General features: G+C 62.6%; 27 protein-coding genes. 14 read left to right on the plus strand and 13 right to left on the minus strand.

Going from position 1 to position 26,575, the window contains the following annotated elements; translation table 11 throughout:
* Positions 1-9: 9 nt before the first annotated feature.
* Positions 10-1,116, minus strand: coding sequence for a histidine kinase (locus tag V8G57_RS16895; RefSeq protein ID WP_342830347.1), 1,107 nt, complete (start codon positions 1,114-1,116; stop codon positions 10-12).
* 199 nt (positions 1,117-1,315) lie between these two features.
* Between V8G57_RS16895 and argH the strand changes: the two genes are divergently transcribed.
* The 7 genes from argH (at position 1,316) to V8G57_RS16930 (ending at position 8,282) form a co-directional block, all read left to right on the plus strand.
* Positions 1,316-2,710 carry an argininosuccinate lyase gene (argH, locus tag V8G57_RS16900; RefSeq protein ID WP_092392817.1) on the plus strand — a complete coding sequence of 465 codons (1,395 nt, stop codon included), beginning with the start codon at positions 1,316-1,318 and terminating at the stop codon, positions 2,708-2,710.
* 367 nt (positions 2,711-3,077) lie between these two features.
* On the plus strand, positions 3,078-4,235 hold the full coding sequence (locus tag V8G57_RS16905; RefSeq protein WP_342830348.1) for an ABC transporter substrate-binding protein: 1,158 nt from the start codon (positions 3,078-3,080) through the stop codon (positions 4,233-4,235).
* Positions 4,236-4,353: 118 nt separating this feature from the next.
* On the plus strand, positions 4,354-5,235 hold the full coding sequence (locus V8G57_RS16910; RefSeq protein ID WP_092392815.1) for a branched-chain amino acid ABC transporter permease: 882 nt from the start codon (positions 4,354-4,356) through the stop codon (positions 5,233-5,235).
* Between the two features lie 31 nt (positions 5,236-5,266).
* Complete coding sequence (locus V8G57_RS16915) at positions 5,267-6,136, plus strand: branched-chain amino acid ABC transporter permease (protein WP_342830370.1); 870 nt, start codon at positions 5,267-5,269, stop codon at positions 6,134-6,136.
* On the plus strand, positions 6,136-6,897 hold the full coding sequence (locus tag V8G57_RS16920; protein ID WP_342830349.1) for an ABC transporter ATP-binding protein: 762 nt from the start codon (positions 6,136-6,138) through the stop codon (positions 6,895-6,897). Before V8G57_RS16915 ends, V8G57_RS16920 begins: the two co-directional genes overlap by 1 nt.
* Entirely contained in the window at positions 6,894-7,631 is a 738-nt protein-coding gene (locus V8G57_RS16925; RefSeq protein ID WP_342830350.1) for an ABC transporter ATP-binding protein, read from the plus strand. The genes V8G57_RS16920 and V8G57_RS16925 overlap by 4 nt, the downstream gene beginning before the upstream one ends.
* A 162-nt stretch (positions 7,632-7,793) precedes the next feature.
* A complete protein-coding gene (locus tag V8G57_RS16930; RefSeq protein ID WP_092392809.1) occupies positions 7,794-8,282 on the plus strand; it encodes an AmiS/UreI family transporter in 489 nt (162 codons plus the stop codon).
* A 2-nt stretch (positions 8,283-8,284) separates the two neighbouring features.
* On the opposite strand, the gene V8G57_RS16935 is transcribed toward V8G57_RS16930, so the two are convergent.
* The 3 genes from V8G57_RS16935 to V8G57_RS16945 all read right to left on the minus strand — a co-directional run bounded on the left by V8G57_RS16935 (position 8,285) and on the right by V8G57_RS16945 (position 10,059).
* Positions 8,285-8,800, minus strand: a complete 516-nt coding sequence (locus tag V8G57_RS16935) for a hypothetical protein (protein ID WP_342830371.1) — start codon at positions 8,798-8,800, stop codon at positions 8,285-8,287.
* Complete coding sequence (locus V8G57_RS16940) at positions 8,800-9,324, minus strand: hypothetical protein (RefSeq protein WP_092393524.1); 525 nt, start codon at positions 9,322-9,324, stop codon at positions 8,800-8,802. Before V8G57_RS16940 ends, V8G57_RS16935 begins: the two co-directional genes overlap by 1 nt.
* 177 nt (positions 9,325-9,501) lie before the next feature.
* Positions 9,502-10,059: a hypothetical protein gene (locus V8G57_RS16945; protein WP_092392805.1), complete on the minus strand. Its 558-nt coding sequence runs from the start codon at positions 10,057-10,059 to the stop codon at positions 9,502-9,504.
* A gap of 193 nt (positions 10,060-10,252) precedes the next feature.
* Here V8G57_RS16945 and V8G57_RS16950 point away from each other — a divergent pair, with 193 nt between their 5' ends.
* Both V8G57_RS16950 and V8G57_RS16955 read left to right on the plus strand, forming a co-directional pair.
* A complete protein-coding gene (locus V8G57_RS16950; protein ID WP_342830351.1) occupies positions 10,253-11,212 on the plus strand; it encodes an ABC transporter ATP-binding protein in 960 nt (319 codons plus the stop codon).
* Entirely contained in the window at positions 11,209-12,525 is a 1,317-nt protein-coding gene (locus V8G57_RS16955; RefSeq protein WP_092392801.1) for a hypothetical protein, read from the plus strand. Before V8G57_RS16950 ends, V8G57_RS16955 begins: the two co-directional genes overlap by 4 nt.
* Here V8G57_RS16955 and tal read toward each other — a convergent pair.
* The 8 genes from tal to pmbA form a co-directional block, all read right to left on the minus strand.
* Positions 12,522-13,487: a transaldolase gene (gene tal, locus V8G57_RS16960; protein WP_342830352.1), complete on the minus strand. Its 966-nt coding sequence runs from the start codon at positions 13,485-13,487 to the stop codon at positions 12,522-12,524. The two genes, V8G57_RS16955 and tal, sit on opposite strands and share 4 nt — an antisense overlap.
* A gap of 52 nt (positions 13,488-13,539) precedes the next feature.
* The gene (gene xylB / locus V8G57_RS16965) at positions 13,540-15,012 is read right to left on the minus strand and encodes a xylulokinase (RefSeq protein ID WP_425458296.1); all 1,473 of its coding nucleotides are present in this window, start codon (positions 15,010-15,012) and stop codon (positions 13,540-13,542) included.
* A gap of 37 nt (positions 15,013-15,049) precedes the next feature.
* The gene (locus V8G57_RS16970) at positions 15,050-16,039 is read right to left on the minus strand and encodes a LacI family DNA-binding transcriptional regulator (protein ID WP_342830372.1); all 990 of its coding nucleotides are present in this window, start codon (positions 16,037-16,039) and stop codon (positions 15,050-15,052) included.
* Positions 16,040-16,113: 74 nt separating this feature from the next.
* Positions 16,114-17,001, minus strand: a complete 888-nt coding sequence (locus V8G57_RS16975) for an ABC transporter substrate-binding protein (RefSeq protein WP_342830373.1) — start codon at positions 16,999-17,001, stop codon at positions 16,114-16,116.
* 142 nt (positions 17,002-17,143) lie between these two features.
* Positions 17,144-18,130 carry an ABC transporter permease subunit gene (locus V8G57_RS16980; protein ID WP_342830355.1) on the minus strand — a complete coding sequence of 329 codons (987 nt, stop codon included), beginning with the start codon at positions 18,128-18,130 and terminating at the stop codon, positions 17,144-17,146.
* Between the two features lie 64 nt (positions 18,131-18,194).
* Positions 18,195-19,742 carry a sugar ABC transporter ATP-binding protein gene (locus tag V8G57_RS16985; protein WP_342830357.1) on the minus strand — a complete coding sequence of 516 codons (1,548 nt, stop codon included), beginning with the start codon at positions 19,740-19,742 and terminating at the stop codon, positions 18,195-18,197.
* 106 nt (positions 19,743-19,848) lie between these two features.
* The gene (locus tag V8G57_RS16990; RefSeq protein WP_342830358.1) at positions 19,849-20,121 is read right to left on the minus strand and encodes a hypothetical protein; all 273 of its coding nucleotides are present in this window, start codon (positions 20,119-20,121) and stop codon (positions 19,849-19,851) included.
* A 70-nt stretch (positions 20,122-20,191) separates the two neighbouring features.
* A complete protein-coding gene (gene pmbA, locus V8G57_RS16995) occupies positions 20,192-21,556 on the minus strand; it encodes a metalloprotease PmbA (RefSeq protein WP_342830359.1) in 1,365 nt (454 codons plus the stop codon).
* 76 nt (positions 21,557-21,632) lie between these two features.
* Between pmbA and yjgA the strand changes: the two genes are divergently transcribed.
* Positions 21,633-22,223, plus strand: coding sequence for a ribosome biogenesis factor YjgA (gene yjgA, locus V8G57_RS17000; RefSeq protein ID WP_342830360.1), 591 nt, complete (start codon positions 21,633-21,635; stop codon positions 22,221-22,223).
* A gap of 4 nt (positions 22,224-22,227) precedes the next feature.
* A complete protein-coding gene (gene mog / locus V8G57_RS17005) occupies positions 22,228-22,860 on the plus strand; it encodes a molybdopterin adenylyltransferase (protein ID WP_342830361.1) in 633 nt (210 codons plus the stop codon).
* Between the two features lie 3 nt (positions 22,861-22,863).
* Here the strand turns inward: mog and V8G57_RS17010 are convergent, their stop codons facing one another.
* Positions 22,864-23,499 (minus strand): hypothetical protein, encoded by a 636-nt coding sequence (locus V8G57_RS17010; protein ID WP_342830362.1) that lies wholly within the window; start codon positions 23,497-23,499, stop codon positions 22,864-22,866.
* 276 nt (positions 23,500-23,775) lie between these two features.
* On the opposite strand from V8G57_RS17010, the gene V8G57_RS17015 reads away from it, so the two are divergent.
* Genes V8G57_RS17015 through V8G57_RS17025 form a run of 3 tightly spaced genes read left to right on the plus strand, consistent with a single transcriptional unit; the run spans position 23,776 to position 26,467 of the window.
* Positions 23,776-24,792: a TRAP transporter substrate-binding protein gene (locus V8G57_RS17015; protein ID WP_342830363.1), complete on the plus strand. Its 1,017-nt coding sequence runs from the start codon at positions 23,776-23,778 to the stop codon at positions 24,790-24,792.
* Complete coding sequence (locus V8G57_RS17020) at positions 24,785-25,750, plus strand: MBL fold metallo-hydrolase (protein ID WP_342830364.1); 966 nt, start codon at positions 24,785-24,787, stop codon at positions 25,748-25,750. The genes V8G57_RS17015 and V8G57_RS17020 overlap by 8 nt, the downstream gene beginning before the upstream one ends.
* A gap of 48 nt (positions 25,751-25,798) precedes the next feature.
* Positions 25,799-26,467, plus strand: a complete 669-nt coding sequence (locus V8G57_RS17025; protein WP_342830365.1) for an alpha/beta hydrolase — start codon at positions 25,799-25,801, stop codon at positions 26,465-26,467.
* The last annotated feature ends 108 nt before the right edge of the window (positions 26,468-26,575 follow it).

The raw sequence follows: 26,575 nt of genomic DNA on the forward strand, positions 1-26,575 counted from the left end.
GGTAGGTTTTTATCTGCTTCCCTGCGGCTTGGCCAAGGCCGCCTTGACATAGGGAAAACTGGCGCGCACTTCAAACTGGCCGAGGCTGGTGGCCGTCGTCAATTGTCCTTCGACATCGTACAGCAGCGCCAGCCGTTCGCGGATATTCTCCAGCGCCATCTGGTTACCTTCCGGCAGCGCGGCCACGCCCTTGCCGCTGTACGGATTGTAAGGATTGGTGATGATGATTTCAATCCGTTCCAGCGTATGGCTTAGCTGGATCCGGATCAAGGCCGGCTCGGTGCTCGGCTCGACGCCGTAGTGGACCGCGTTTTCTATCAGGGGCTGCAGCAGCAAGGTCGGGATCTGCGCCCGGAAAATCACCTCGTCGCTGATGCCGGTCCGCTCCCATTGCACTTTCAGGCGTTCGCCCAGGCGGATTTTTTCTATCGACAGGTATTGCCGGCACAGGCGGATTTCCTTTTCCAGCGTGGTCATGGCGCGGCCGTCGCGCATCAGCACCCGGATCAGGTCGGCCAGGTCTTCCAGCGCAGCTTCGGCGCGGCGCGGCTCGTTGCGGATCAGCGACAGCACGGCGTTCAGGCTGTTGAACAGGAAATGCGGCCGGATCCGCGCCTGCAAGGCTTGCAGCCGGGCTTCCACCAGCACCGGGGAAAAAGCGCGGGCGCGCAGTTCGAAATAGTGCTGCAGGGCGCCGCCGAACAGCGCCGCCACCAATGCCGCAAGCGGCATGCCGCCGCTGGCGCTGAGATGGGAAAAGCCGCTGAAGAACCAATCGAAACCGGACAGCAGCCGGATCACTCCCACAGTCACCAGCACCGGCGCCAGCACGCAGGCCAGGCGCTGGGCCAACGAAGGCAAGCGGTGGGCGACCCGGTGCAAACCGCACAATATGACCAATGACAGGAAACAGGCCGGCTCGATCAGCATCGCCGACTCGACAAAGCTGTTGAGCGCCGCCATCAGGCCGTCGCTGTGCAGCAGCAGCGCTGCCATCACCGCCAGGTTGACCGCAATCAGGGTGCGAAACACGACGCCGAGGTTGCAGCCGTCGGGAATCAGCACTGCATTCGGCTGTTGCGCTGGGGTGTTGTCTGCGATCTGGTCAGATGCCATGAAGGTGAAGTTAGTTAATTGAAGAGCAATTTAATGGCTGTTGCCGGACGGCCCGCAGATGCCGCCGGCGCGCGGCACGGCATGACCGGTACACATCGCGCTGCAAGCATAAAGCCGGTTTCCGGGGGCAGTGATTTATAATCGCATAATTCATTGCCATTCCCTACGCACGGTTCGATACTCGGTTCAATATACAATTATGACAGCACAACTCTCCAAAAAAGGCGAAGCCTGGTCGGCTCGTTTCTCCGAACCGGTCTCTGACCTGGTCAAACGCTACACCGCCTCGGTATTTTTCGACAAGCGCCTGGCGCAAGTCGATATCCAGGGTTCGCTGGCCCATGCCGAGATGCTGGCATATCAAAAAATCATCAGCGCCGATGACTACGCCGCGATCCAGAAGGGCATGACCCAGATCCAGGGCGAAATCGCCTCCGGCAAGTTCGAATGGCTGCTGGACCTGGAAGACGTCCACCTGAATATTGAAAAACGCCTGACCGAACTGGTCGGCGACGCCGGCAAGCGCCTGCACACCGGCCGTTCGCGCAACGACCAGGTAGCGACCGACATCCGCCTCTACCTGCGCGGCGCCATCGATGACATCAGCGGCCTGCTGCGCGACCTGCGCCTGGCCCTGCTGGACCTGGCGGAACAGCACGCCGACACCATCCTGCCTGGCTTCACCCACATGCAGGTTGCGCAGCCGATCACCTTCGGCCACCACGTGCTGGCTTACATCGAAATGTTCGGGCGCGACGCCGAGCGCATGCTGGATTGCCGCAAGCGTGTCAACCGCCTGCCGCTGGGCGCCGCCGCATTGGCCGGCACCACCTTCCCGATCGACCGTGAACGCGTGGCGAAAACGCTCGGTTTCGACGATGTCTGCCGCAATTCGCTGGATGCCGTCTCGGACCGCGACTTTGCCATCGAATTCTGCGCCGCCGCGGCGCTGGTGATGACCCACGTCTCGCGCATGTCGGAAGAACTGGTGATCTGGATGAGCCCACGCATCGGCTTCATCGACATCGCCGACCGTTTCTGCACCGGCTCTTCGATCATGCCGCAAAAGAAAAATCCCGACGTGCCGGAACTGGCGCGCGGCAAGACCGGCCGCGTCAACGGCCACCTGATCGCCCTGCTGACCCTGATGAAAGGCCAGCCGCTGGCTTACAACAAGGATAACCAGGAAGACAAGGAACCGCTGTTCGACACCGTCGACACGCTCACCGACACCCTGCGCATCTTCGCCGACATGGCGCGCGGCATCACGGTCAAGCCGGAAGCGATGCGCGCCGCCGCGCTGCAAGGCTACGCCACCGCCACCGACCTGGCCGACTACCTGGTCAAGAAAGGCCTGCCTTTCCGCGACGCCCACGAAGCCGTGGCGCATGCGGTGCGCAGCTGCGTCGACCGGGCGTGCGACCTGAGCGACCTGTCGCTGGAGCAGCTGCGAGCATTCTCGCCTTTGATCGACGACGACATTTTCCAGGTGCTGACGCTGGAAGGTTCAGTCGCCGCCCGCGACCACATCGGCGGCACCGCGCCGCGCCAGGTGCGCCTGGCGATCCAGCATTTGCGCCAGCAGTTAGGCTGATGCAGCAGCCGGCATGGCGGGAAGCGCAATGCTTTCCCGTCATGCCGATTTGGCATGAATGCGGCCGGCACGAATTTCCAGCGCCGGGTATAATTGCCCAAAACCACGCAATATCTCTCCAAAACCGACCAAAAGTCGCTGCATCCCCGCGTAAAACACCCATTTTTTACCTGGCTCGCGAGTAGTAGGCGTAGTGTTTCGCAAACGCTGAAACCCCACGCTGCGTGCCAGGAATTTCTGACCGAAAATCCCTTATACTTTGTTCACCTTTGGCGGGCCTGCGTGCGCGCCAAAACAAAAAACGCTGGCCGACCTCTTGCCATGGAGCGACGCCGCCTAAAAAAACGGTCTCTTGGAGGACATCGAAATGCAATTCAAAACCATGTTGAAAACACTGCCGTTGCTGATGCTCGCCACCGGCCTGGCCAGCGCGGCGCATGCCGCTGACGTCAAGCTTGGCCTGGCGGCGGCGCTGACCGGCCCGGCCGCCAAGTACGGCGTCGCCATCAAGAACGGCTTTTCGCTGGCCGCCGATGAAGTCAACGCCGCCGGCGGCGTCAACGGCAACAAGCTGCTGCTGGTGATCGAAGACGAGCAAGGCAAAAAAGAAGAAGCGATCAACGTCTTCAAGAAACTGATCTTCAAGGACAAAGCGCTGCTGGTGTTCGGCCCTACCCTGTCCAACTCGGCGTTCGCCGCCGACCCGATCGCCAACGCCGCCAAGGTAGTCGCCTTCGGCACCAGCAACACCGCCGACGGCATCACCGCCATGGGCCCGTTCACCTTCCGCAACTCCGTGATGGAAGCCGACGTGCTGCCGGTCACCACGCGCGCCGCGGTCAAGCATTTCGGCATCAAGAAGGTCGCCATCATCTACGGCAACGACGACGCGTTCACCAAGAGCGGCTACGATGTCTTCAAGGGTACACTGGCCGACCAAAAGATCCCGGTTACCACTACCGAGGCGTATGCCAAGGGCGACGTCGACTTCAAGGCGCAGCTGACCAAGATCAAGGCCTCCAATCCGGACGCCATCGTCTGCTCCTGCCTGACCGAAGAAGCCGCCAACATCATCCTGCAAACCCGCGCGCTCGGCATGAAGCAGCCGTTCATCGGCGGCAACGGCCTGAATTCGCCGAAGCTGTTTGATATCGCCAAGGGCGCCGGCGACGACACCATCATGGGCAGCCCATGGTCGTCGGAAAACCTGACGCCGGCCAACAAGGCTTTCATCGCCGCCTACAAGGCCAAGTTCGGCAGCGATCCCGACCAGTTCGCCGCGCAAGCCTACGACGCCCTGCACATCGTCGCCGCCGCCCTGAAGAAAATCAAGCTCAGCGGCGCGCTCGACAAGGACCGCATCGCCCTGCAGCAGGCCCTGCCGGCAGTCACCATCGACGGCGCCACCGGCAAGTTCGCCTTCCGCAAGGCGCCGCCGGTAACCGGCAAGGAAGTCGGCTACGACGCGCAGCAAGAAGCGATCGTCAACATCGCCAAGGGCGGCAAGTTCACCTTGCTGAAATAAGCCAAACCCGCCGTCACAACGCGACCGCCATCCGTCGCATATTAATTAGGGTCAGAGTCGAATATTCCCATACGAAAATATTCGACTCTGACCCTAATTGAATTTAAGAAAATCTTCCATGCTTGAACAACAACTCATCAACGCCCTTTCGCTGGGCAGCGTGTATGCGCTGTTTGCTCTCGGCTTCACGCTGGTTTTCGGCGTGCTGGGCGTGATCAATTTATCTCACGGCGCGATTTTCATGCTGGGCAGTTATGCTGCGCTGCTGCTGGTGGAGCACCTGGCGCTGCCGCTGTGGCTGGCGATGCTGGCGGCGATGCTTGCGTCCGGGCTGATCGGGCTGCTGGTCGACTACCTGGTGCTGAAGCCGTTGCGGGCGCGCAACGCGCCGCACCTGGCGCCCATGATCGCTACCATCGGCGTCGCCACCATCCTTACCAGTTTGGCGCAAGGCTTGTTCGGCGCCGAGAACAAGCGCTTCCCGGTGGGCACCATTCCCGAGGACAGCTACAACTGGGGCCACCTGCATGTCACCGCGGTGCAGATCGGCATCGTCGTGATTTCCTTCATCCTGATGCTGGTGCTGCTGGCGGTCATGCGCCGTACCCAGCTGGGACGCGCCTTGCGCGCGATCGCCGAGTCGCCGAAAGCGGCTTACCTGCTCGGCATCAATGTCGAAGGCCTGTTCTACCTGACTTCATTCGCCGCGGCCGCACTGGGCGGCGCCGCCGGCGTGCTGGTGGGACTGTCGTTCAACGCCATCACGCCGTTCATGGGACAGCCGATGCTGCACAAGGGCATCGCCGTCATCATCCTGGGCGGCATGGGCGATATCCGCGGCGCCATGATTGCGGGACTGTTCCTCGGCTTCGCCGAAGTGTTGACGGTAGCTTACATTTCCAGCGATTTCCGCGACGCGGTCGGCTTCGGCCTGCTGTTCCTGATCCTGCTGGTGAAGCCTTCCGGCATGTTCGGCAAAGTGCTGGAAAGGAAGGCCTGACATGACTGAATTGTTTACAAGCATAGGCTTCATGGATTGGTGGGACGGTTTCTGGTCGACCTACAACACCGTGATTTTCGGCCTCGGCGTCAACGCCATGCTGGCGCTGTCGATCTATGTCACCCTGTCCTGCGGCCTGCTGTCGCTGGCCAACGCCGCGTTCATGGGCATCGGCGCCTACGCCGCCTCGCTGGTTAGCATGCAGACCGGCTTGCCGTTCCCGGCGGCGCTGGCGATCGGCGGCGCGCTGCCGGCGCTGGTGGCGCTGGTGATCGGCATCCCGACCTTGCGCCTGTCAGGCGTGTACCTGGCGATGGCGACCCTGGGCTTCGGCGAGGTGGTGCGGGTGATCGTGCTCAACATGGACATCACCGGCGGCCCGCTCGGCCTGAACGGCATCCCGCTGAAGACCGAGTGGTGGCACATCGTCCTGCTGCTGGCGGCCACGCTGTACATCCTGGCGCGCATCCGCCGCTCGAAAATCGGCCGCGCCTTCGAAGCCATCAAGGAAGATGAAGTGGCGGCGCGCCTGATGGGCGTCAACGTCGCCGGCTACAAGCTGCTGGCGTTTGTCATCGGCGCCGCCATCGCCGGCGTGGCCGGCGGTCTCAACGCCCACTACACGTTCACCATCGGCCCCGGCAACTATGCCTTCGAAAACGCCGTCGAAATCCTGACCATGGCGGTGTTCGGCGGCACCAGCACCCTGGTCGGCCCGACCATCGGCGGCATGGTGCTGACGCTGCTGCCGGAAGCGCTGCGCGATTTCAACAGCTACCGCGCAGTGGTCAACGGCCTGATCCTGGTGCTGGTGATCCTGTATCTGCCGAAAGGCATCTGGGACCCGCGCCGGATCCGCGCATTTTTCCAGCGCAAGACCCAGGCTGGAGGAAACAACTGATGCTTCAACTCAAGAATATCAGCAAGAACTTCGGCGGCCTGCAGGTACTGCAGGACGTCAACTTCAACGTCCCGCAAGGCGGCATCTTCGGCCTGATCGGGCCTAACGGCGCCGGCAAGACCACCGTCTTCAACCTGATCACCGGCCTGCTGCGCGCATCCGGCGGCGCCATCGAATTCGACGGCGCCGACATCGGCAAGGTCGCGCCGCACAAGATCACTGAACGCGGCATCGCCCGCACGTTCCAGAACATCCGCGTGTTCAAGGAAATGACCTTGCTGGAAAACGTCGTGGTCGGCATGCACGATCACATGCACTATGGTTTCGGCGGCCTGCTGTTCAACCTCGGCAGCTTCAGGAAGATCGAAGCCCAGGCGCGCGAGCGGGCGCTGGAACTGCTGTCCTGGGTGCGCCTGGACCACAAGGCGGAAATGCTGGCCGACAGCCTGTCCTACGGCGAGCAGCGCAAGCTGGAATTCGCCCGGGCGCTGGCGACCAAACCGAAGCTGCTGCTGCTGGACGAGCCGGTAGCCGGCATGAATCCCGCCGAAAAAACCGAGCTGATGACGGAAATCCTGAACATCAAGCAGCGCGGCTTCAGCATTTTCATGATCGAACACGACATGCGTTTCGTGATGGGCCTGTGCGACCGCATCGCGGTGCTCAACTTCGGCCGCATCATCGCCGAGGGCAGCCCCGACCAGATCAAGAACAATCCGGAAGTGATCGAAGCCTACCTGGGCAAGGAAGACGCGGAATGACGAGCAACGCTACACCGATCCTGCAAGTGCGGGACCTGGCGGTTTCATACGGCCATATCGAAGCGGTCAAAGGCATCGACCTGGCGCTTAACGAAGGCGAAATCACCGCGCTGGTGGGCGCCAACGGCGCCGGCAAAAGCACCGCCCTGCTTGCCATCTCCGGCCTGCTCAAGCCGGCCCGCGGACAGGTGCTATTCAATCAGCAAGACCGTCAGCAAGACCTGACCCGGCTGTCGCCGCACAAGATCGTCCAGAGCGGCGTGGTACAGGTGGCGGAAGGCCGCGCCACGCTGACCACCCTGAGCATCGCCGAGAACCTGGCGCTGGGCGCCTACACCCGCAAGGACAAGGCGCAGGTCGCGCAGGACCTGGACTGGGTGTATTCCCTGTTCCCGGTGCTGCAGCGGCGCAAGGACGGCCTGGCCGGCAACCTGTCCGGCGGCGAACAGCAGATGCTGGCGATCGGCCGCGCGCTGATGGCCAAGCCGCGCGTGCTGCTGCTGGACGAACCGTCGATGGGGCTGGCGCCGCTGCTGGTGCAGGAAATTTTCCGCATCGTCCAGGAAATCAACCGCACCGGCCTGACCATCCTGCTGGTGGAGCAAAACGTCCGCCAGGCGCTGCGGATCGCCCAGCGCGGCTACGTGCTGGAAACCGGCAAGATCGTGCTGGCCGATAGCGGCAGCAACCTGCTGCACAATCCCAAGGTGCTGGAAGCGTACCTGGGCGGCTGACGCGCCGGGCATTAAACCCATTCAGCATCCGAATTCAAGGCCGATATGCCTATTGGCCTTATTCATTTCCGGCATACCTTCAAACCGGCGAAACGCGTATCTTCCCTGCAAACCCGGATAGTCCGACAACGCTATCGGCAGTCTTGCAGAAGGAATTACATCATGTTGGGCATCGCTCTACTGTTCATCGGCGCCGTGCTGGTCGTCAACGGCGTCGGCCTGACCGGCCGCATCGAGGCGCGTGAAAACGCCGTCTTCAATTTCCTGGTCGGCGCCCTGGCGCTATCCATCAGCTTTATTGGCATGGTGCGCAGCATCGACAATGCCGGCTATCTCAGCGTCGCGGCAGGCTTGCTGTTTGCCTTCACTTACCTGTACCTGGCGGTGGTGCAATGGAAAGGCATGAACGGCAAGGGACTGGGATGGTATTGCCTGTTCGTCGCCATCAACACCTTGCCGATGGCGTGGCTGGCGGTCGAGCAGGACATGCGTTCGACCATGATGTGGCTGACATGGGGACTGCTCTGGTTCCTGTTCTTCCTGGCATTGGCGCTGCAGAAAACCATCCGTTCCCTGGGCCACATTACTGCATTCATCGGCATCGTTTCCTGCTGGATCCCGGGTTTCCTGATGCTGGCCGGCCGCTGGTAAAACTACTGCAAGCTGCCCCAGCGTTCCACCGCGGGCTCCGCCGCCGCCCATTTCCATACATCGTCGCTGCGGCAGGCGCTGGCGGTATACCAGGCGCGTTTCAACTCGACGCCTGTGCCGCTGTCGACCGACAGCAGCACTTCCTTGCACAAGGCCAGCGGCGTATCGATCAGGCGCGTGACACGCACTTCTCCGTGTTCGTTGCCGTAGGCGATCTGGTGGACGATGGCCCACTTGCGCGCCTGGCCCACATCCAGCTGGCCGACGATAGCGGCGATTTCATCCTGTTCGGCTTTTTGCCAGTTGCGGAATACGTATTTGGTGGTGGCGTCGGTGGCGGCTTGCACGCCTATGCCGATGGCATAACCGACTGCCGGATTGGAAGTGACCGCACCGCTGGCGACGCCGGCCGCGGCGCCGGCAAAACCGCCGATGCTGTTGCAGCCGCTCAATGCTGCCGCGATCGCCAGCAAGCAGGCGCCACCGGCGGCGCCGCGCAAGAAACCGCCGCGCAGCATCACTGCAAAGCTCCCCAGCGCTCGGTTGCGGGTTCGGCCGACGCCCACTTCCAGGCTGGTCCCGCCTGGCAGATGGTCGCCACATAAAATTCGCTGGTCGGCTTGCTCGCCTTGTCCACCAGGCCGTCGACGGAAAACACGATTTCCTTGCAGCTCATGCCCTGGCTGGCGATGACGCGGCTGACGGTGACCCGGCCGCGCTCGTTGTCTTCGATCGGCAGCGAGTGCCTGATCTGCCAGTTGGCGACCGCTCCGACAGCCAGGCCGCCGGCAGCCTTGGCAATCGCATCCTGCTCTTCGCCATGCACCTGGCGCTGCTCGTATTGCACGCCGGCGCGCGCCGCAGCCTGCACGCCCAGGCCGATGCCGGTGGCGACCGCGGCGTTATTGGTCACCTTGCCCGCCAGCGCGGTGCCGGCAACCCCGGCCGCGGCCGAACTGCCCTCGGTCACCACCGAACTGCAAGCACTCAATCCCAGCACACTGCCCACCACCAGCAAACCACTTATCTGCTTTAACCGCATTACCGCATCCAATATATAAAGCGCCGGCCGCAGCCGCATCGGCAGAGGCCAGCCAGAGTTCCAGCAAACTCGCTATGAACATTTTAGAGGACGGGAGTTCGGTTCAGTTCGAATGAAAAGCTGGTAATTTGCAAACCATTGTTAAATCGCGGCGGAACGGAAAACCATCGCGGAAAACTACTGCATGCCGCCGCCATTCGCGCCGCCCATGCCGCCCATGCCTTTGCCGCCGTGCCCTCCTTTACCGGACAACTTGTCCTTGCCGACCACGGAACTGCGTTCGCAAGAAGCCTGGTCCACACGCTGCAGCCGGTCCGCCAGGAACAGCCGCACTGCCTGCCGCTGCTGGTCGTCGAGCGCATCGTTCATGGTCAGCCACAGGTCGCGCAGCTGGCGTCCGTCCTGGGCCGACAATCCGGATTCGGCGTCGATCGCCGCCGACAGCTGGCGCAAGTCGATAGCAGGGTCCTTGAGGCCGTTCGCCATGTTTGCCTGCAGGTCGCGCTGCCGTTTTTCCCGCTCGCCCAGGATGCCGCGCGTCTTGGTTTCGATCTGGCGCCACAAGGTCTGCTGGTTCTGGTTCAGGTGCAGTTCGTCTTTCACGCCGTCCGCCGCCGACAGCACGTCTTCGCTACGGAAATCCATCACCGGCGCCGCCAGCACCGAGGCCGCCAGGCTTAGGCAGACTAGCGCCGAGCCCCACTTCAAGGCGGACCGCAACTGGTTAACATGCATGGCAATCTCCTGTAAATAAATTGGCTATTTAACCGGAGTTGCGCGCCCTGCGAGGCAGGTGAATCATTTGGTAACAGCTGGCCGGTTATTGATACACGCTGTTGCCGGGCGCAATTTAGCGCGCATTCCTCTATGCGTTGCTTTATTATTAGCAACTTATCGCCTGCGCCCCTTCACCGGAAGACCGACCTTCATGATAAAAATCTCTGGCCTTACCTTCGATTATCCCGGCCATCGCGCCTTGCACCAGGTCAGCCTGCAAGTCGAGGCCGGCAGCGTGACCGCGCTGGTCGGCTCCAACGGCGCCGGCAAAACCACCCTGATGCGTTGCATCGCCGGCCTGGAAACGCCCCTCGCCGGCTCGATCAGCGTGGCCGGCATGGATGTGCTGGAACGGCCGCGCGAAGTGCACCGGATCATGGGCTACCTGTCCGATTTCTACGGCCTGTACCAGTCGCTGACAGTGGCGCAGTGTTTTGAATATGCCGCCGCCGCCCAGGGCTTGCCGGCGCCGGCGATCCCGCAGGCGATACAGACCACGGCGCAGCAGCTGGGACTGACGGAGCGCCTGCAGCAGACCTGCGACAAGCTGTCGCGCGGCCTGCGCCAGCGGGTCGCGATCGGCCAGGCCGTCATCCACGGGCCGCAGATCCTGCTGCTGGACGAACCGGCATCCGGCCTTGATCCGGAAGCGCGCGCCAGCCTGGCCGGCCTGTTCCGCCTGTTGCAGGCGCAGGGCATGACCTTGCTGGTGTCGTCGCATATCCTGGCCGAACTGGACGAATACTCCACCCACATGCTGGCCCTGCGCGACGGCAAGGTGCTGGAATATCGCGCGCTGGATCACGGCAGCACCGCGCAGGCGCCGCGCAAATCGCTGCGGATCACGCTGGCGCAAGCCAATCCCGGCCTGCATGCGCAGCTGGCAGCCGAACCGGCATTGCAGGTCAGCGCCAGCGACGAGCGCAGCGCCGACTTCATGTTCAGCGGCGACGAACACGCCCAGGCGGCGTTGCTGGCGCGCCTGATCGCCGGCGGCCTGCAGGTCTCCAGCTTCGCCGACCAGAAGGAAAACCTGCAGCAATCCTACCTGCGCTCAGTGGCCAGCTATGAACAAAACGGACAAAACATTGCAAGCGGGAGCGCATCATGATCAATCCTGAATTCAAACGCAACCTGTGGCTGCAGTTTTCCCTGCATCGCCTGATCGCCATGCCGGCCATCCTGGGACTGGTTTTTTTCACGCTCAGCCTCGCCAACGACAACTGGCCGGGCGGCGTGCCGCTCGACAGCGTGGCGCTGGTCCTGTTCGGCGGCATCGTCTGCCTGTGGGGTACCCGCAACGCCAGCAACGCCGTGATCGAAGAAATCCGCGACAAGACCTGGGACCAGCAGCGCATGAGCGCGCTCGATCCCTGGACCATGACCTGGGGCAAGCTGTTCGGCGCCACCGCCTTCAACTGGTATGGCGGCCTGCTGTGCCTGCTGGTGTTCGTGATTGCGGCCCTGGTGCGCGAGCATAGCATGCCCTTGAGCAGCGGCCTGACCCTGGCCGCGCTGGGCATCCTGATGCATGCCGCGACGATTGCCTTGAACCTGCACCTGATGCGCAGCGACATACGCGCCGTGCAGCGCGGCGGCATCGCCTGGGCGGTGGTGCTGATCGCCGTGATGTTCGCGCCGCCGTTCCGCTCCGCGGCCGACGCCTCCGTTTCCTGGTGGGGCCAGCCGTTTGCCTACAGTTCTTTCCTGCTGGCCAGCGTCGCGTTCTTCGCCGCCATCGCCGTGTTCGCCGCCTGGCGCAGCATGAACAGCGCCTTGCAGATCACCACCGCTCCCTGGGCCTGGCCGCTAGCCTGCTGCCTGCTGGCGGCCTATGTCGGCGGCTTTAGCGGCGGCGCCGGACTGCTGTGGATAGGATTGCTGTTCGCGCTAGCCATGACCTATGCCGCGCTGTTCACGGAAGAAAACGATATCGCGCTCTGGCAGCGAGTCGTCGCCAGGGCCAAGACCGGCAACTGGCACGGCCTGTTCCAGAACCTGCCGATCTGGCCGACCACGCTGGTCCTGAGCTTCTGCCTGGCCTTGCTGCTGCAGTTCAGCAGCGCCCAGGAATTGCCGTTCAAGCTGCGGATAACCACAGCCGACCTGTCTTTCCTGGCGCCGGCGCTGGCCCTGATGCTGTTGCGCGACTGCTGCGTCTACCTGTTCTTCGCGTTTTCCGGCAAGAGCAAGCGGGTCGGCGCCACCACCATCCTGTACCTGGCGCTCATCAACGGCTTGCTGCCATTCCTGAGCAACATGATGGGCTTGAAAGCGCTCGCCATATTTTTCATGCCGCTGCACATCGGCAACGGCTGGCAGATGCTTGGCATCGCGCTGCTGCATGCCGCATTGGCATTGGCGCTGCTGGGCTGGCGCTGGCGCCGGCAAGCCTTGCAGGACGACTTGCCGCAGCCGGTTTAAGCCCGCGCCGAGGCCAGCAAGCCTTCGATGATGTGGTCAAGCTTGAAGGCGTCGGCGGCAAAACCGCGTATTCCTTCCGCCAGTTTTTCGGTAGCCATGGCGTCGTCGTTGAGCGCATAGCGGAAGCCGGCTTCGTCGTAGCTGATTTCGCGCAGGTCGGCAGCGGCGGCGGCATCCTTGTCCAGCGCGCGCGACAAAGGCGCGTCGCTGGCTTGCAGCTGCGCCAGCAGGTCCGGACTGATGGTCAGCAGGTCGCACCCTGCCAGCGCGGCGATCTGGCCGACGTTGCGGAAACTGGCTCCCATCACTTCAGTGTCGATCCCGAAGCGCTTGTAATAACTGTAGATCTGCGCCACCGACTTCACGCCAGGATCGTTGCCAAGCGTATTCGCTGATTCATCCCAGGCGCTGCCTGCGGATTTCTTGTACCAGTCGTAGATGCGGCCGACGAATGGTGAGATCAGGCGTACCTTGGCGGCGCCGCAGGCAATCGCCTGGCAAAAGGAAAACAGCAGGGTCAGGTTGCAGCGTATGCCTTCGCGCTCCAGGATGGCCGCGGCCTGGATCCCTTCCCAGGTTGAAGCGATCTTGATCAGCACCCGCTCGCGGCCAATGCCGGCGGCTTCATACAAGGCCATGATGCGGCGCGCCCGGGCCACCGTGGCGGCGGTGTCGAAACTCAGCCTGGCGTCGACTTCGGTCGAGACCCGGCCCGGCACCACTTGCAAGATCTCCAGGCCGAAACGCACCAGCACCTGGTCGACGATCTGGTCCAGCGCGCTATCGGCATGGGCGGCGACCGTCTCGGCCAGCAGCGGCGCATAATCGGCTTGCTGCACGGCCTTCAGGATCAGCGATGGATTGGTGGTGGCGTCGCGCGGCTTGAATTGCGCCAGCTGCTTGAAATTGCCTGTGTCTGCTACGACGGTCGTATATTGCTTGAGCTGGTCCAGCTGGTTCATGTCTATCCTTGTGGCTAGGGAATGCAGTAAGAAGTCAAAAATTCGTCAAAGTTCAGTCGTGCAGAGCCTGCGCAGCGGAAAACAATCCGCGGAATTTGCGGTAGCGCTCTTGCAGAACTTCCTGCTGCCCGGCTGCCGGCACGAAGCGCGCCTTGACCGGCATGCCCAGGCCCGGCAAGTCTTGGCCGCAACCATACGCCAGGAAACCCAGCTTGGCGGCGCCGATGCAGGCGCTGAGCTCGCTGCCCGACAGGGTGTAGATTTCGCGGTCGAGGATGTTCGATAGCAGCTGCGCCCAATAGTCGCTGCGGGCGCCGCCGCCGACCAGCGAACAGGCGGCCACTTCCGCGCCCGCCGACTGCACTGCGGCCATCGCATCGCGCAGGCCGAAACCCACGCCTTCCAGCACCGCATAACCGAGCATCGCCGGCGTCGTCTCATAAGCAAGGTTCATGAAGCCGCCGCGCAGCAGCGGATCGTTGTGCGGGGTGCGCTCGCCAGCCAGGTAAGGCAGGAACAACGGCGTCGCCGCGGGAACCGGCTGGTCCAGCGGCAAATGCTCTTGCACCTGTTGCAGCAAGGCCTGCTCGCTGGCCTGTCCCAGCAGCTGGGTGGCCCAGCGCAGGCAGCTGGCGCCGGCCAGCATCGCACCCATGGTGTACCAGCGCTGCGGCAGCGCGTGGCAAAAGCTGTGCACCGCGCTGGCCGGATTGCCGGCCACATGGTCGGTAATCGCGACCATGGCGGCGCTGGTGCCGAGCGTGACAAAAGCCTGGCCGGCCTCGATCGCGCCGATGCCCACCGCCGATACCGGATTGTCGCCGCCGCCGCCGGCCACCAGCACCGGCGGCTGCAGCGCCAGCTGCGATGCCGCGGCCGCGCTCAGGTCGGCTGACGCCGCCGAACCTTCCACCAGCCGCGGCATGTGATGCAGCTCCAGCCCGGTGGCTTGCAGCATGGGCTCGAACCAGTCGCGCTTATGCACGTCCAGCCACAGCGTGCCGGCGGCGTCGGAGACGTCGCTGATGCGCTCGCCGGTCAGGCGCAGGCGCAGGTAATCCTTGGGCGACAGCACGCAGGAAATCCGGCTGAACAGCTGCGGCTCATGCTCGCGCAGCCACAACAGCTTGGGCGCGGTCAACCCCGCCATCGGCAGGCTGCCGGTGATGCCGGCGAAAGCAGGATGCGCGCGCTCCAGCCATTGCGCCTGTGCCAGCGCGCGCGAATCGTCCCACAGGATCGCCGGGCGCAGCACATGGTTGTCCCGGTCCAGCAGCACTGCGCCATGCATCTGTCCTGACAGACCGATGCAGCGCACCCTGGCGTACGCGCCCGGCTGCTGCTGCCGCAACTGATGCAGGCCCGCCAGGCAGGCTTGCCACCAGTCTTCCGGATCCTGCTCCGACCAGCCGGCCTGCGGCCGCGAGATAGCCAGGCGGGCCCCGGCATGCGCCAGCACCGTGCCGCTTTCGTCCAGCAATGCCGCTTTCAGTTCCGACGTGCCGAGATCTATCCCTAGCGAAATGGGACTACCCATAGATATCCGTTTCCAGTAAAAAGTATCAAAGACAGCCGCAGGAGTTGCGGATGCGCAGCGTCGGCGCCAGCCGTACCGTCTGTTTTTTGCCGTCCGGCGCTTCGATCCGCTTCATCAGCAGCTTGACTGCCCGCATTCCCAGTTCCTTGACCGGCTGCGCCATCACGGTCAGGCGCGGAATGAAAAAATCGGCCCAGTCGAAATCGTCGAAACCGACCAAGGCGATCTGTTCCGGCACGTCGACCTTGGCGTCGCGCAAGGCATGCATGGCGCCGATGGTCATCAGGTTGTTGGCGGCCATGATGGCGGTCGGCGGCGCCGCCAACGTCAGCAGCTGGCGGGTGGCCCGCCTTGCCGGTTCGCTGCTGGATTCGCCGCTGACCAGCAGCGCCGGGTCGAAGCGCAGGCCGGCGGCGTCCAGCGCCGCGCGGTAGCCTTCAATCCGCTCGTCGGTCGTGGTCAGGCCCGGGCTGCCGGAAATCAATGCGATGCGTTTATGGCCATGCTCGACCAGGTGGCTGACCAGCTCCTGCGAGGATTTCTTGTTTTCCACGCCGACCTGGTCGAAACCCTGCGCCACCAGGCGGTCCACCAGCACCGCCGGGATCTCGTTGGCGCGCAGGTATTCCAGCGCCAGGTGCTGCGGATCGGCGGACGGCGCCAGCAGGATGCCGTCGACCCGCCGGTGGTGCAGCGCCTTGACCGCGCGCAGTTCCTGCTCCGGATCGTCGCGGGTGTCGACATACAGCATCATGATGCCGTGCCTGGCGCATTCGGTTTCGATGGCGTGCACGGTTTCGCTGAAATAATGGTTGGAGAGCGCGGAAATCGCCACGCCGATCGTATTCGATGTCGAACGCGCCAGCGAGCGCGCCAGGGTGTTGGGGATGTAGCCGAGCGCCTCGATCGCCGCTTCTACCGCACGCACGGTAGCCGGACTCACCTTGCGCGTACCGTTCAAGACATGCGAGACCGTCGAAGTCGAGACCTTCGCGATTCTTGCGACATCATCCATCGTAGCCACTTGTTCTCCCCTTGCTTTAGGCCGGCGGCTGCCGGCAACCCGGTTCCGGCAGCCGCCTTTTCACGTCAGCGCTGGCTGGACCAGCCTTTATAGGTAGCGACATTATCATGAGTAATCAGCACCGGCGCCAGCAAAACCACCGGCTTGGCGGGACGCTTGCCGTTCAGGATGTCGTAGCCGATGGCCACCGCATCCTGGGCCTGGGCCCAAGGGTCCTGGCTGGACGATGCCTGGATCGACGTGCCCGATTTCAACGCCGCTTCGATGTCCGGCGCGCCGTCGACCGAAGTGATGATGATGCCGCTGCGCTTGAGCTGCTTGGCGGCAAGGTCGCTGCCGATCGCCTGCGGATCGTTGATGGTGAACAAGCCGTCGATTTTCGGGAAACGCGTCAGGTAGCCTTGCATGGCGTTCAGGCCGCCTTCGCGCGAGCCCTTGCCATCCTGGTCGTCGGACAACAACTTGATGCCGGGCGCTGCGGCAAACACCGCTTTGCAGCCTTTGACGCGGTCGGTGACGGCGGTCACCTGCGGCCCGTTCTGGATGATCACGTTACCCTTGCCGCCCAGCTTGTCGACCAGGTATTTGCAGGCCAGCTTGCCGGCCAGTTCGTTGTCGGTCTGCACCGTGGCATCGACGCCCTTGGCGCCGACATCCACCGCCACCACCACGATCCCGGCCTTTTGCGCTTTCTTGATGGCCGGCTCGATGGCGACCGGATCGGTAGCATTGAGCAGGATCAGGTCGACCCCGGCTGAAATGAAATTGTCGATCTGCGTGAACTGCTTGCTCAGGTCATAGTCGGCCGACACCGCGGTGACCTTGACGTTGGGATTGATCTGCTGGGCCTTGGCCTTGGCGCCGTTGGCCAGCGTCACGAAATAAGGATTGCCGAGCGAACCGACGGTGATGCCGACTGCCTTCAGCTCACGCGCCTGCACCACGCCCGACATGGTCAAGGCCAGCGTCAGCGGAAGTATTGCGGCCATAGCGATTTTTTTCATCATGCTTGATCTCCTGTTGCCGGTCATATGAAAATCCAGGGACAACGACCAGCTTGTCGCACCCGGTGGTCGAGAAATCTTTTGATCAGGCTCAGGTACGCGCGCCAGACTGGCGGTAACGGTCCAGCGCCACCGCGCCGATGATCACGATGCCCTTGATGATGTATTGCCAGATGTCGGACACGCCCAGCAGCACCAGGCCGTTGGTCAGCACTGCGATGATCAGCGCACCGACCAGGGTGCCGCCGATGGAGCCGACGCCGCCGGTAAAGCTGGTGCCGCCCAGGATCACCGCCGCGATCGCATCCAGCTCGTAGGATTGCCCCAGCTGCAAGCCGTTGGCGGCGGACAGGCGCGATGCAGTCATGACCGCGCCCAGGCCGGCCAGCAAGCCCGACACCGCATACACGAACAGCAGCACCTTCCAGACCTTGATGCCGGACAGGCGCGCCGCTTCATGGTTGCCGCCCACCGCGTAGATCTGCACGCCGATCACGGTACGGCGCAGGATGAACCAGGAAACCGCCACCACCAGCAAGGCGATGATCACCAGCCAGGGCACGCCCAGCACTGAATCGTTGCCAATGAAGGCAAACGGCAGCTCCGCGTTGAATACTGTCTTGTCGTCCGCCAGCAGCCGCGCCAGGCCGCGCATCGCGGTCAGCGCGCCGAGCGTGACGATGAACGGCGGCAAGCGCATGAAAGCGATCAGGACGCCGTTTGCCAGGCCCAGCAGCAGGCCGAAACCGATGCCGGCGGCGATCCCCAGCATGCCGAACTGCGGCGACAGCGAAGCCAGCATCGCCACCACTGCCGACGCCGCCAGGATCGCGCCGACCGAGAGGTCGATGCCTGCGGTCAGGATGACGAAGGTCATGCCGGCCGCCAGCACGATATTCACCGACGCCTGCTGGGTGATGATCGACAGGTTCTGCACCGTGAAGAAATTTTCGCTCATCAGGGCGAAACCCAGCACCAGCAACAGCAGCACCGGCAGCATGCCGACCGTGCGCAACAAATCGCGCAGCTGTTCGCGCTTGCCGATGGTCTCGGCCGTGATCTTGCTACTTGCTTCCATGATATTTGTCTCCATGCTGTTCTGATTCATGATTGCCGCCTTGCGTGCTCAAGCCGCCTGCCGGTCATGCCGCCTGCGGCTCCACCTGCTGCGCGCCGGTCGCCAGCTCGATAATGTTTTCCTGGGTGATTTCACGTCCCGAATGCCCGCCCAGTTCGGCCACCAGCTCGCCTTCGCGCATCACCAGCACCCGATCCGAGGTGCCGACGATTTCCGGCAGTTCGCTGGAAATCACCACCACGCCGATGCCGGCCTGGGCCAGTTCGTTGATGATGCGGTAGATCTCCGACTTGGCGCCGATGTCGACTCCGCGCGTCGGTTCGTCCAGGATCAGCACATGCGGCTTGATTTCCAGCAGGCGCGCCAGCAGCACCTTCTGCTGATTGCCGCCCGACAGTGCGCCGACATTGATGTTGGGCGAAGCCACCCGGATCGCCAGCGACTTGATGGCGGCGCCGGCGCGCTGCGCGCCGCGGCTGCGGTCCAGCACGCCGCCATGGCTGGCGTCCGGCACGCAGGCGCAGACGTTGATGTTGTCGCGCACGCTCATGTCCAGGAACAGGCCTTGCGATTTGCGGTCTTCGGTCAGGTAGGCGACCCCGGCGCGGATCGCATCGACCGGGCCGCGCAGCGATGTCACCGCCTTGCCGGCCACTTCCAGCGTGCCGGAAATGCGCGGATCGGCGGCAAAGATCAGGCGCGCCAGCTCCGTGCGGCCGGCGCCGACCAGGCCGGCGATGCCCAGCACCTCGCCCGCGTGCAGGTCGAAACTGCAGCCGCGGACCCGTTTGCCGTCAGCCATGTCGCGCACCCGCATGACGACATTGCCGGGATCGTAACGCGCATGTTCCTTCTTGTAGAAACCGGAGAGGTCGCGCCCCACCATCATTTTCACCAGCGCTTCGGCCGACAGCTCTGCGCGCGCCAGCATGCCGACGTGCTTGCCGTCGCGCAATACCGAGACCTTGTCCGACAATTCGTAGATTTCAGCCATGCGATGGCTGATGTAGACGATCGCCAAGCCCTCCTGGCGCAACTGGCGGATCAGCGCGAACAAACGGTCAGTCTCGCGCGAAGACAGCGGCGTCGTGGGTTCGTCCATCACCAGGATCCGCGCATGGGCATGGATCGCACGCGCAATCTCCACCAGCTGGCGTTCAGCGATCGACAGCGTGCTGACCTTGGTCTGCGGCTTGAATTCCGCACCCAGGCGTTTCAAGACGTCGACGCAGCCAGCCTCCATCGCCTTGCGGTCGACGCTCCAGCCGCGCTTCAGTTCGCGCCCGAGATAGATGTTCTCGGCCACGCTCAGGTTGGGGCACAAGCTCAACTCCTGGTAGATGACCGCCACGCCATGTTCCTTGGCGGCGCCCGGGCCGTAGCTGGCGACGCGCCGGCCGTCGATGCGGATCTCGCCGCCGGCGTCGGCCTGGTGGGCGCCGGACAGCACTTTCATCAGGGTCGACTTGCCGGCGCCGTTCTCGCCCATCAAGGCATGGACTTCGCCGGCATACACGGTCAGGTCGACCTCTTTCAGCACCCGCAGGCCGCTGAAGGTCTTGGAGATGCCGCGCATCTCGAGGATTGGCGTTGCGCCTGCTTCAGGTTTCATGGACAACCCCTTGTTTTGACTGATCGATCAGTTTTTTTCAAAAGCCGTCGAATCGATAAACAGTTTGTGTGACAGGATAAATATTCTTCAGAGAAATCCAGAGAAATCAATAGATAACCGCAGCCAACATGGCTTTCAGCGTGAGCGATCGCTCAATCACGGATATCGGTTCTGATGCTGGACGGAGGCTGGTTGCCTCGCCTGGATGCGGGATTTTCATTTGTCTCCTTGCGTCTTTTATCTTTGCCTGGGCCGCGCCGAAATATCGTCCGCGACCTGATTTTCGATCAATCTTAGTGGAAAGCAAGCGCTTGCGCAAGCGCTTGCTTTTTTTGATGTTTTTGACAATGCAAGCAATGGGGGCAAAAAATGGAGACAAAAAAACACCTCCGCGAGGGAGGTGTCGGATACCGGCTAAAGCCGCCTCGACAAGGCGCCGAGGCCTGCGGTCAGTTGCCTGCCACGGTCATGCTTTCGATCAATACCGAGCCGGTCTGCTTGGTGCCGCGGATCAGCGAATCGGCGCCGATGGCGACGATCTGCGCCAGCATGTCTTTCATGTTGCCGGCGATCGTGATCTCCTCCACCGGGTACTGGATCACGCCCTTTTCTACCCAGTAGCCGGAAGCGCCGCGCGAATAGTCGCCGGTGACGTAGTTGACGCCCTGCCCCATCAGCTCGGTCACCAGCAGGCCGGTATCGAGCTTTTTCAGCATCGCCTTGAAGTTGTCCGAGGATTTGGTCAGCGACGAAGTCATGCTCAGGTTATGCGAGCCGCCGGAATTGCCGGTGGTTTTCATGCCCAGCTTGCGCGCCGAATAGGTCGACAGGAAGTAGCCCTGCACCACGCCGTCCTTGACCACGTCGCGCCTCTGCGTCTTGACGCCCTCCTCGTCGAACGGCGCAGAACCGACCGCGCCGATCACGTGCGGGTCTTCCACGATCTGGATATGCGGCGCAAACACCGGTTTGCCCAGGGTATCCAGCAAGAAGGTCGACTTGCGGTACAGCGCGCCGCCCGACACCGCCTGCACGAAGGCCCCCAGCAGGCCGGCCGCCAGCGGCGCCTCGAACAGCACCGGGCATTTGCGGGTATCCAGCTGGCGCGCATTCAGCCGCGCCAGTGCGCGCTCCGCGGCGTAACGACCGATCGCTTCCGGCTTGGCCAGCTGCCGCGGATCGCGCATCGACGAGTACCAGTCGTCGCGCTGCATGTTGCCGCCCTTGCCGGCGATGGGCGCGACTGAAATGGTGTGCCGCGAAAACGGATAACCACCCATGAAACCGCGCGAATTGGCGCTGACGAAGTGCGATTGCTGGGCGTAGACGCCGGCGCCTTCGCTGTTGGTGATGCGCTTGTCGACGGCAAATGCTGCCGCTTCGCAACGTTTTGCCAGTTCGACAGCTTCTTCCGCCGAAATCAGCCACGGCGAACACAGCTTCAGGTCCAGCGGATTCATTTCCAAAGTATCAACATCCGGCAAGCCGGCGCAATCGTCCTCGGCGGTAAAGCGGGCGATGTTGTAGGCCGCTTCCACCGTGTCTTGCAGGGCTTTGGCCGAAAAATCGGAGGTGCTGGCATTGCCGCGCCGGGTATGGCCTTCCTCGCCCAGGTAGACGGTGACGCCCATGCCCTTGTCCTTGTTTTGCTCGATCGTTTCGACGCTGCCCTTGCGCACGCCCACCGACAAGCCGCTGCCTTCGCTGATTTCGACAGAGGCGCCGGAAGCGCCTTTTTCCCGCGCATAACGCAAGACATCCTGCGCCAACTGTTGCAATTGCTCTTGACTATGGATAAATACGGAGTCGCTCATGGGTCGGTTTTCTTTGGAAAAGGTATAAAACGGTTATCATAGCAGTCGTTTACAGTATGGAAGTACCCTTAACATCATGCCAAATCCCAACCGGGGCTCCTGCGGCTTTCAGTCCAGCGAGTTCGAACAAGAATACGACCGTCCCTCCAAGTCCCAGCTCAAGCGCGAGATGACTGCCCTGCAGAAGCTCGGCGAAGAGCTGATCGCCGAGTCGCGCGACCGCGTCAAGCGGGTGCCGATGCCGGAAGATGTGCGCGACGCCATCCTCGAATGCCAGCAGATCAAGGACCACGAAGGGCGCCGCCGCCAGACCCAGTACGTAGGCAAGAAAATGCGTACGCTGGAGCCGCACGAAATCGCCGAGATCCAGAAAACCCTGGATAGCTGGAGAGGCTTGTCGAAAGCCGACACCGCCGCCATGCACGCGCTGGAGCGCCATCGCGACCGCCTGCTGAAGGACGACGGCGCGCTGACCGAACTGCTGGCGCAGCACCCTGAACTGGACGTGCAGCACATCCGCACCCTGATCCGCAACGGCCGCAAGGAACAGGCGGAGAACAAGCCGCCCAAGGCTTACCGCGAAATCTTCCAGCTGCTGAAACAGCTGCAGAAACCCGGCGCCGGAGCGGACGACGGGGAACAGGACGACGAAGACCAGCAAGACTAACAAAATGCGCACAACAAATCCTGAGCAAAGCCTGAAGATCGGCCTGGTGTCGATTTCCGATCGCGCCAGCGCCGGCGTCTACCAGGACCAGGGCATCCCCGCCCTGCAAGACTGGCTGGCGGCTGCGCTCAGCACTCCCTGGCAAGTCGAAACCCGCCTGATCGCCGACGACCGCGCACTGATCGAACAAACCCTGGTCGAGCTGGTGGACCAGCAGCGTTGCGACCTGGTGCTGACTACCGGCGGCACCGGCCCGGCGCGGCGCGACGTGACGCCGGAAGCGACCCTGGCGGTGGCTACCAAGGAAATGCCCGGCTTCGGCGAACAGATGCGGCAGATCAGCCTGCAGTTCGTGCCTACCGCGATCCTGTCGCGGCAAGTCGCGGTGATCCGCGAAAGCGCCGACCATGCGGCATTGATCCTGAACCTGCCCGGCCAGCCGAAGGCTATCAAGGAAACCCTGGAGGGTTTGAAGGACGCTGACGGCAAACAAAAGGTATCCGGCATTTTCTCTGCCGTGCCCTACTGCATCGACCTGATCGGCGGCCCGTACATCGAAACCAACGAGGCGCTGTGCAAGGCATTTCGGCCCAAATCTGCAATTCGCCCGACAGTTGCGGCAAACCCGCTACCGTGATTTCTAAGGCTGGCAAGCCGCAGCATCTTCGCAAACGCGCATTCGCATAATCGATTTGATATATTTCTCAGCGTTTTCCGGTGTAATCCGCCAAGCATAATCTTTCAGGTCAGTATCGCTGGCGGGACGCCAGCCATACTGGATAGTGAAAAAATTAGCCTTCGCTTCGACAACGGCAACGATACTGCCTTCGCCGTATGGGGCTGCGCTGCCGTACTTGCCGCAAAAACCGCCGCTTACCGAAAAATATAAATTATTGTATGTATTGTCGCGGTGACTCATGGCTTCAAACTTTCCTTGGCATCCTTGCTTTGCATCTTGCTGCAACTGTGCCGCCACCAACGCCGGCAAATGCAGTTTTTTGGCCTTGATCTGATCCATGATATTTTCAGAAGGTAAGGATTTACGGCGTATCGAAAGATAACCGGTCCGCCAGGACGCCAGATTTTCGCCATCAGGAAGGTACTCAATCACATAATCGCCGTCCGGCGTCCCTTCCATATATGCGATTTTCCAGCCCTGAGGCGGCTGGTATTGCAGACGCTCTCCCTGAATTGCAAAAACTTTGACCTCAGCTTCTTCTGCGAGAGCCTGGCCCGTAAGAAGTACATAAAGGACCGCCACCATCAATGATTTCATCTTGCCTCTCAAGCTATAGCAGTCGGTGAAACTCTGGTTAAAAATATTGCTCCCCAGGAACCTGGCAACTATAACCCGCAAAAAACACGATTGAATCGAAAATCTGGATTCCTCGGCTCTTGATTCAACGCTGACCGTAAATTCGTAGCGGAGAACCTTTCCAAATAGCTTCGAATGCGCGTATCCGGTATATTGTTGCTCCTATCGGCAGGGGCACGCTCCGCCATCTTTAAGCAAGCTTCGATGTCTTCCAACCATTTTTCAGCGAACAGCATCATGTTGCCAACCACCGTTGCCAAATCTCGCATGATCACAGCCTTGCTCCTGCCGTTACTGACATTGGCGCTTAACCCACCTTTATTGGCGCAAACCCAGGCCCTGCGCCTGATCAACGAATATCCGGCGACCTCGGTCACCGCCGCCGCCGACTTGCAGTTTGCGGCCAGCGTCAAGCAGCTGGCCGGCGGCACGCTCGCCATCGATACCCAGCAGGAAACCCAGAACCCGTTCAAGGGCAGCGCCCAGGTCGGCGCCGTCAGCGATGGCAAGGTCGAAATGGCCACGCTGTTTGCCGGCATCGTCGGCGCCAGCGATCCGTTCTTCCTGCTGTCCTCGCTGCCATTCACGGTCAGCAGCTTCGACCAGGCCAGGGCGCTCGCCAGCTGCGCCCAGCCGGCAGCCGAGCAGCACCTGCGCAAGCTCAACGCACACCTGCTGTACGTCACGCCGTGGCCGCCATCGGGCATCTGGTCGGCCACGCCGCTGACCGGCCTGGCGGCCTTGCGGGCGCTGCGGATCCGCACCTACGATGAAAACAGCCGCGCCGTATTTGAACAAGTCGGCGCGCAAAGCGTGAACCTGCCGTTTTCAGCAGTCCCGGCCAAGCTGGCCGCCGGCGAACTGAATGCGGTGCTGTCGTCGGGCGACGGCGGCGCCGGCAACCGCCTGTGGGAACAGCTGCGCAATTTCAGCGCGGTCAGCTACTCCATCCCGCTGAGCTACACCGTCATCAACCAGGATGTCTGGCAGCAGCTGAAACCGGAACAGCAGGCGATACTGACAGAAGCGGCCCAACGCACCGCCGCTGGCTCCTGGAGCAGCGTCAAGGATCGCATCGCCGGCAACTACAGCCGCATGCGCGACCATAAAATGACGCTAGACCTGGCGCCGGCCCAGGAGATACAAGACAGCCTGCGCAATGCCGCAAAAAACCAGGTCTCGGCCTGGCAGCAAAAAGCCAACGCCGCCGATATCGTCGGGCTGTGCCTGAAGGGGAAAACAGACAATGAATGAGCCTCGCTCCCGCGCTTCGCGCCGTGATTTCATGCGACTCGCGCTGGCCGCGGGCAGTGCCGCGGCCTTGCCCTGGCTACCGGCGGTGCAAGCGCAGACGACCGCCGCCAACAAGGGCACGCAACTGATCCTGCTGGGCACCAAGGGCGGACCGACGCCGTCGGCCTTGCGCGCGGCGCCGGCCAATGTGCTGCTGGTAGACGGACAGCCATATGTCGTCGACTGCGGCAACGGCGTCGCCCTGCAATTGACCAAGGCTGGCATCAAGCTGCCGCAGATACGCGATATTTTCCTGACCCACCAGCATTCCGACCACAATGCCGACCTCGGCAACCTGGTGTTCCTGGCCTGGGCCACCGGCCTGGCGACGCCTGTGCATCTGTACGGGCCGCCGGGAATGCGCCAGATGATGGACGATTTTGTCCACATGAACGCCATCGACATCGCCACCCGCATGCAGGAAGAAGGCCGGCCGCCATTGCGCCCCTTGATCAACACCCACGAATTCGACGGCCCGTGCGTGGTCATGGAAAACGACCAGGTCAAGATGACCGCCGCGCTGGTCGACCACTACACGCTCAAGCCCGCCTTCGCCTATCGTTTCGACACCAAGGACCGCTCGGTCGTGTTCTCCGGCGATACCGCCTACAGCGAGAACCTGATCAAGCTGGCCAAGGGCGCCGACGTGCTGGTGCACGAAGTCATGTACCTGCCGGCGCTGGAAAAACTGATGAAGACCGTCGACAACGCGCCGACCCTGCTCGACCACCTGGTCAAGAGCCATACCAGCACCGCCCAGGTCGGCCGGATAGCGGCGCGCGCCGGCGTCAAGACGCTGGTGCTGAGCCATTTCGTGCCCGGCGGCGACCCGGCCATCAGCGACGACATGTGGTCGGCCGAGGCGTGCAAGCAATTCAGCGGTGAAATCATCGTCGGCAAAGACCTGATGGTGATCTGACGCCATCGCTTCCCTAGTTTCCAACCATCTTTCTATCCGGACCATCCCATGCCAAGCACTCTCGAAACCCTGGAAATCGCTACTTCTGAAACGCCAACCGCGGCTGTCATCTGGATGCACGGCCTCGGCGCCGACGGCTCCGACTTCGTTCCTATCGTGAAAGAACTGGACCTGGACGGCTGCCCCGGCATCCGCTTCGTGTTCCCGAGCGCGCCGGCCATCCCGGTGACCATCAACAACGGCTACGTGATGCCGGCCTGGTACGACATCCTGACCACCGACCTGATCCGGCGCGAAGACGAAGCCGGACTGCGCAAATCGCAAATCGAAATCGAAGCCTTGATCGCGCAGCAGATCGCGCTCGGCATCGCCGCCGACAAGATCGTGATCGCCGGGTTCTCGCAAGGCTGCGCGATGGCGCTGCAGACCGGTTTGCGTTATCCGCAAAAACTGGCCGGCCTGATGTGCCTGTCCGGCTACCTGCCGCTGAGCGACAAGACCGCCGCCGAACGCCATGCCGCCAACCAGCACACGCCGATTTTCCAGGCCCATGGCCGCGGCGATCCGGTGGTGCTGATCGACCGCGCGGAAAAATCGCGCGACTTGCTGGCACAGCTGGGCTACCAGGTCGAATGGCATGAATACATGATGCCGCACTCGGTGTGCGCGGAAGAAGTTGCCGACATCGGCAACTGGCTGCGCCGCGTGCTGGCCTGAACCCGACGCCTGGCCAAGTCATGAAAAAAGCCGGGGGGGGGGGGGGGGGGGGGGGGGGGGGGGGGGGGGGGGGGGGGGGGGGGGGGGGGGGGGGGGGGGGGGGGGGGG

The organism is Collimonas rhizosphaerae, from assembly GCF_038896935.1.
GTDB classification, from domain to species: domain Bacteria; phylum Pseudomonadota; class Gammaproteobacteria; order Burkholderiales; family Burkholderiaceae_D; genus Collimonas; species Collimonas rhizosphaerae.

Excerpts from the sequence above, each read along its gene's own strand:
- V8G57_RS16895 (WP_342830347.1), bottom strand. The coding sequence starts at position 1,116 with ATGGCATCTGACCAGATCGCAGACAACACCCCAGCGCAACAGCCGAAT.
- argH (WP_092392817.1), top strand. The coding sequence starts at position 1,316 with ATGACAGCACAACTCTCCAAAAAAGGCGAAGCCTGGTCGGCTCGTTTC.
- V8G57_RS16905 (WP_342830348.1), top strand. The coding sequence starts at position 3,078 with ATGCAATTCAAAACCATGTTGAAAACACTGCCGTTGCTGATGCTCGCC.
- V8G57_RS16910 (WP_092392815.1), top strand. The coding sequence starts at position 4,354 with ATGCTTGAACAACAACTCATCAACGCCCTTTCGCTGGGCAGCGTGTAT.
- V8G57_RS16915 (WP_342830370.1), top strand. The coding sequence starts at position 5,267 with ATGGATTGGTGGGACGGTTTCTGGTCGACCTACAACACCGTGATTTTC.
- V8G57_RS16920 (WP_342830349.1), top strand. The coding sequence starts at position 6,136 with ATGCTTCAACTCAAGAATATCAGCAAGAACTTCGGCGGCCTGCAGGTA.
- V8G57_RS16925 (WP_342830350.1), top strand. The coding sequence starts at position 6,894 with ATGACGAGCAACGCTACACCGATCCTGCAAGTGCGGGACCTGGCGGTT.
- V8G57_RS16930 (WP_092392809.1), top strand. The coding sequence starts at position 7,794 with ATGTTGGGCATCGCTCTACTGTTCATCGGCGCCGTGCTGGTCGTCAAC.
- V8G57_RS16935 (WP_342830371.1), bottom strand. The coding sequence starts at position 8,800 with ATGCTGCGCGGCGGTTTCTTGCGCGGCGCCGCCGGTGGCGCCTGCTTG.
- V8G57_RS16940 (WP_092393524.1), bottom strand. The coding sequence starts at position 9,324 with ATGCGGTTAAAGCAGATAAGTGGTTTGCTGGTGGTGGGCAGTGTGCTG.
- V8G57_RS16945 (WP_092392805.1), bottom strand. The coding sequence starts at position 10,059 with ATGCATGTTAACCAGTTGCGGTCCGCCTTGAAGTGGGGCTCGGCGCTA.
- V8G57_RS16950 (WP_342830351.1), top strand. The coding sequence starts at position 10,253 with ATGATAAAAATCTCTGGCCTTACCTTCGATTATCCCGGCCATCGCGCC.
- V8G57_RS16955 (WP_092392801.1), top strand. The coding sequence starts at position 11,209 with ATGATCAATCCTGAATTCAAACGCAACCTGTGGCTGCAGTTTTCCCTG.
- tal (WP_342830352.1), bottom strand. The coding sequence starts at position 13,487 with ATGAACCAGCTGGACCAGCTCAAGCAATATACGACCGTCGTAGCAGAC.
- V8G57_RS16970 (WP_342830372.1), bottom strand. The coding sequence starts at position 16,039 with ATGGATGATGTCGCAAGAATCGCGAAGGTCTCGACTTCGACGGTCTCG.
- V8G57_RS16975 (WP_342830373.1), bottom strand. The coding sequence starts at position 17,001 with ATGTCGGGCGTGGTGCAGGCGCGTGAGCTGAAGGCAGTCGGCATCACC.
- V8G57_RS16980 (WP_342830355.1), bottom strand. The coding sequence starts at position 18,130 with ATGGAAGCAAGTAGCAAGATCACGGCCGAGACCATCGGCAAGCGCGAA.
- V8G57_RS16985 (WP_342830357.1), bottom strand. The coding sequence starts at position 19,742 with ATGAAACCTGAAGCAGGCGCAACGCCAATCCTCGAGATGCGCGGCATC.
- pmbA (WP_342830359.1), bottom strand. The coding sequence starts at position 21,556 with ATGAGCGACTCCGTATTTATCCATAGTCAAGAGCAATTGCAACAGTTG.
- yjgA (WP_342830360.1), top strand. The coding sequence starts at position 21,633 with ATGCCAAATCCCAACCGGGGCTCCTGCGGCTTTCAGTCCAGCGAGTTC.
- mog (WP_342830361.1), top strand. The coding sequence starts at position 22,228 with ATGCGCACAACAAATCCTGAGCAAAGCCTGAAGATCGGCCTGGTGTCG.
- V8G57_RS17010 (WP_342830362.1), bottom strand. The coding sequence starts at position 23,499 with ATGAAATCATTGATGGTGGCGGTCCTTTATGTACTTCTTACGGGCCAG.
- V8G57_RS17015 (WP_342830363.1), top strand. The coding sequence starts at position 23,776 with ATGTTGCCAACCACCGTTGCCAAATCTCGCATGATCACAGCCTTGCTC.
- V8G57_RS17020 (WP_342830364.1), top strand. The coding sequence starts at position 24,785 with ATGAATGAGCCTCGCTCCCGCGCTTCGCGCCGTGATTTCATGCGACTC.
- V8G57_RS17025 (WP_342830365.1), top strand. The coding sequence starts at position 25,799 with ATGCCAAGCACTCTCGAAACCCTGGAAATCGCTACTTCTGAAACGCCA.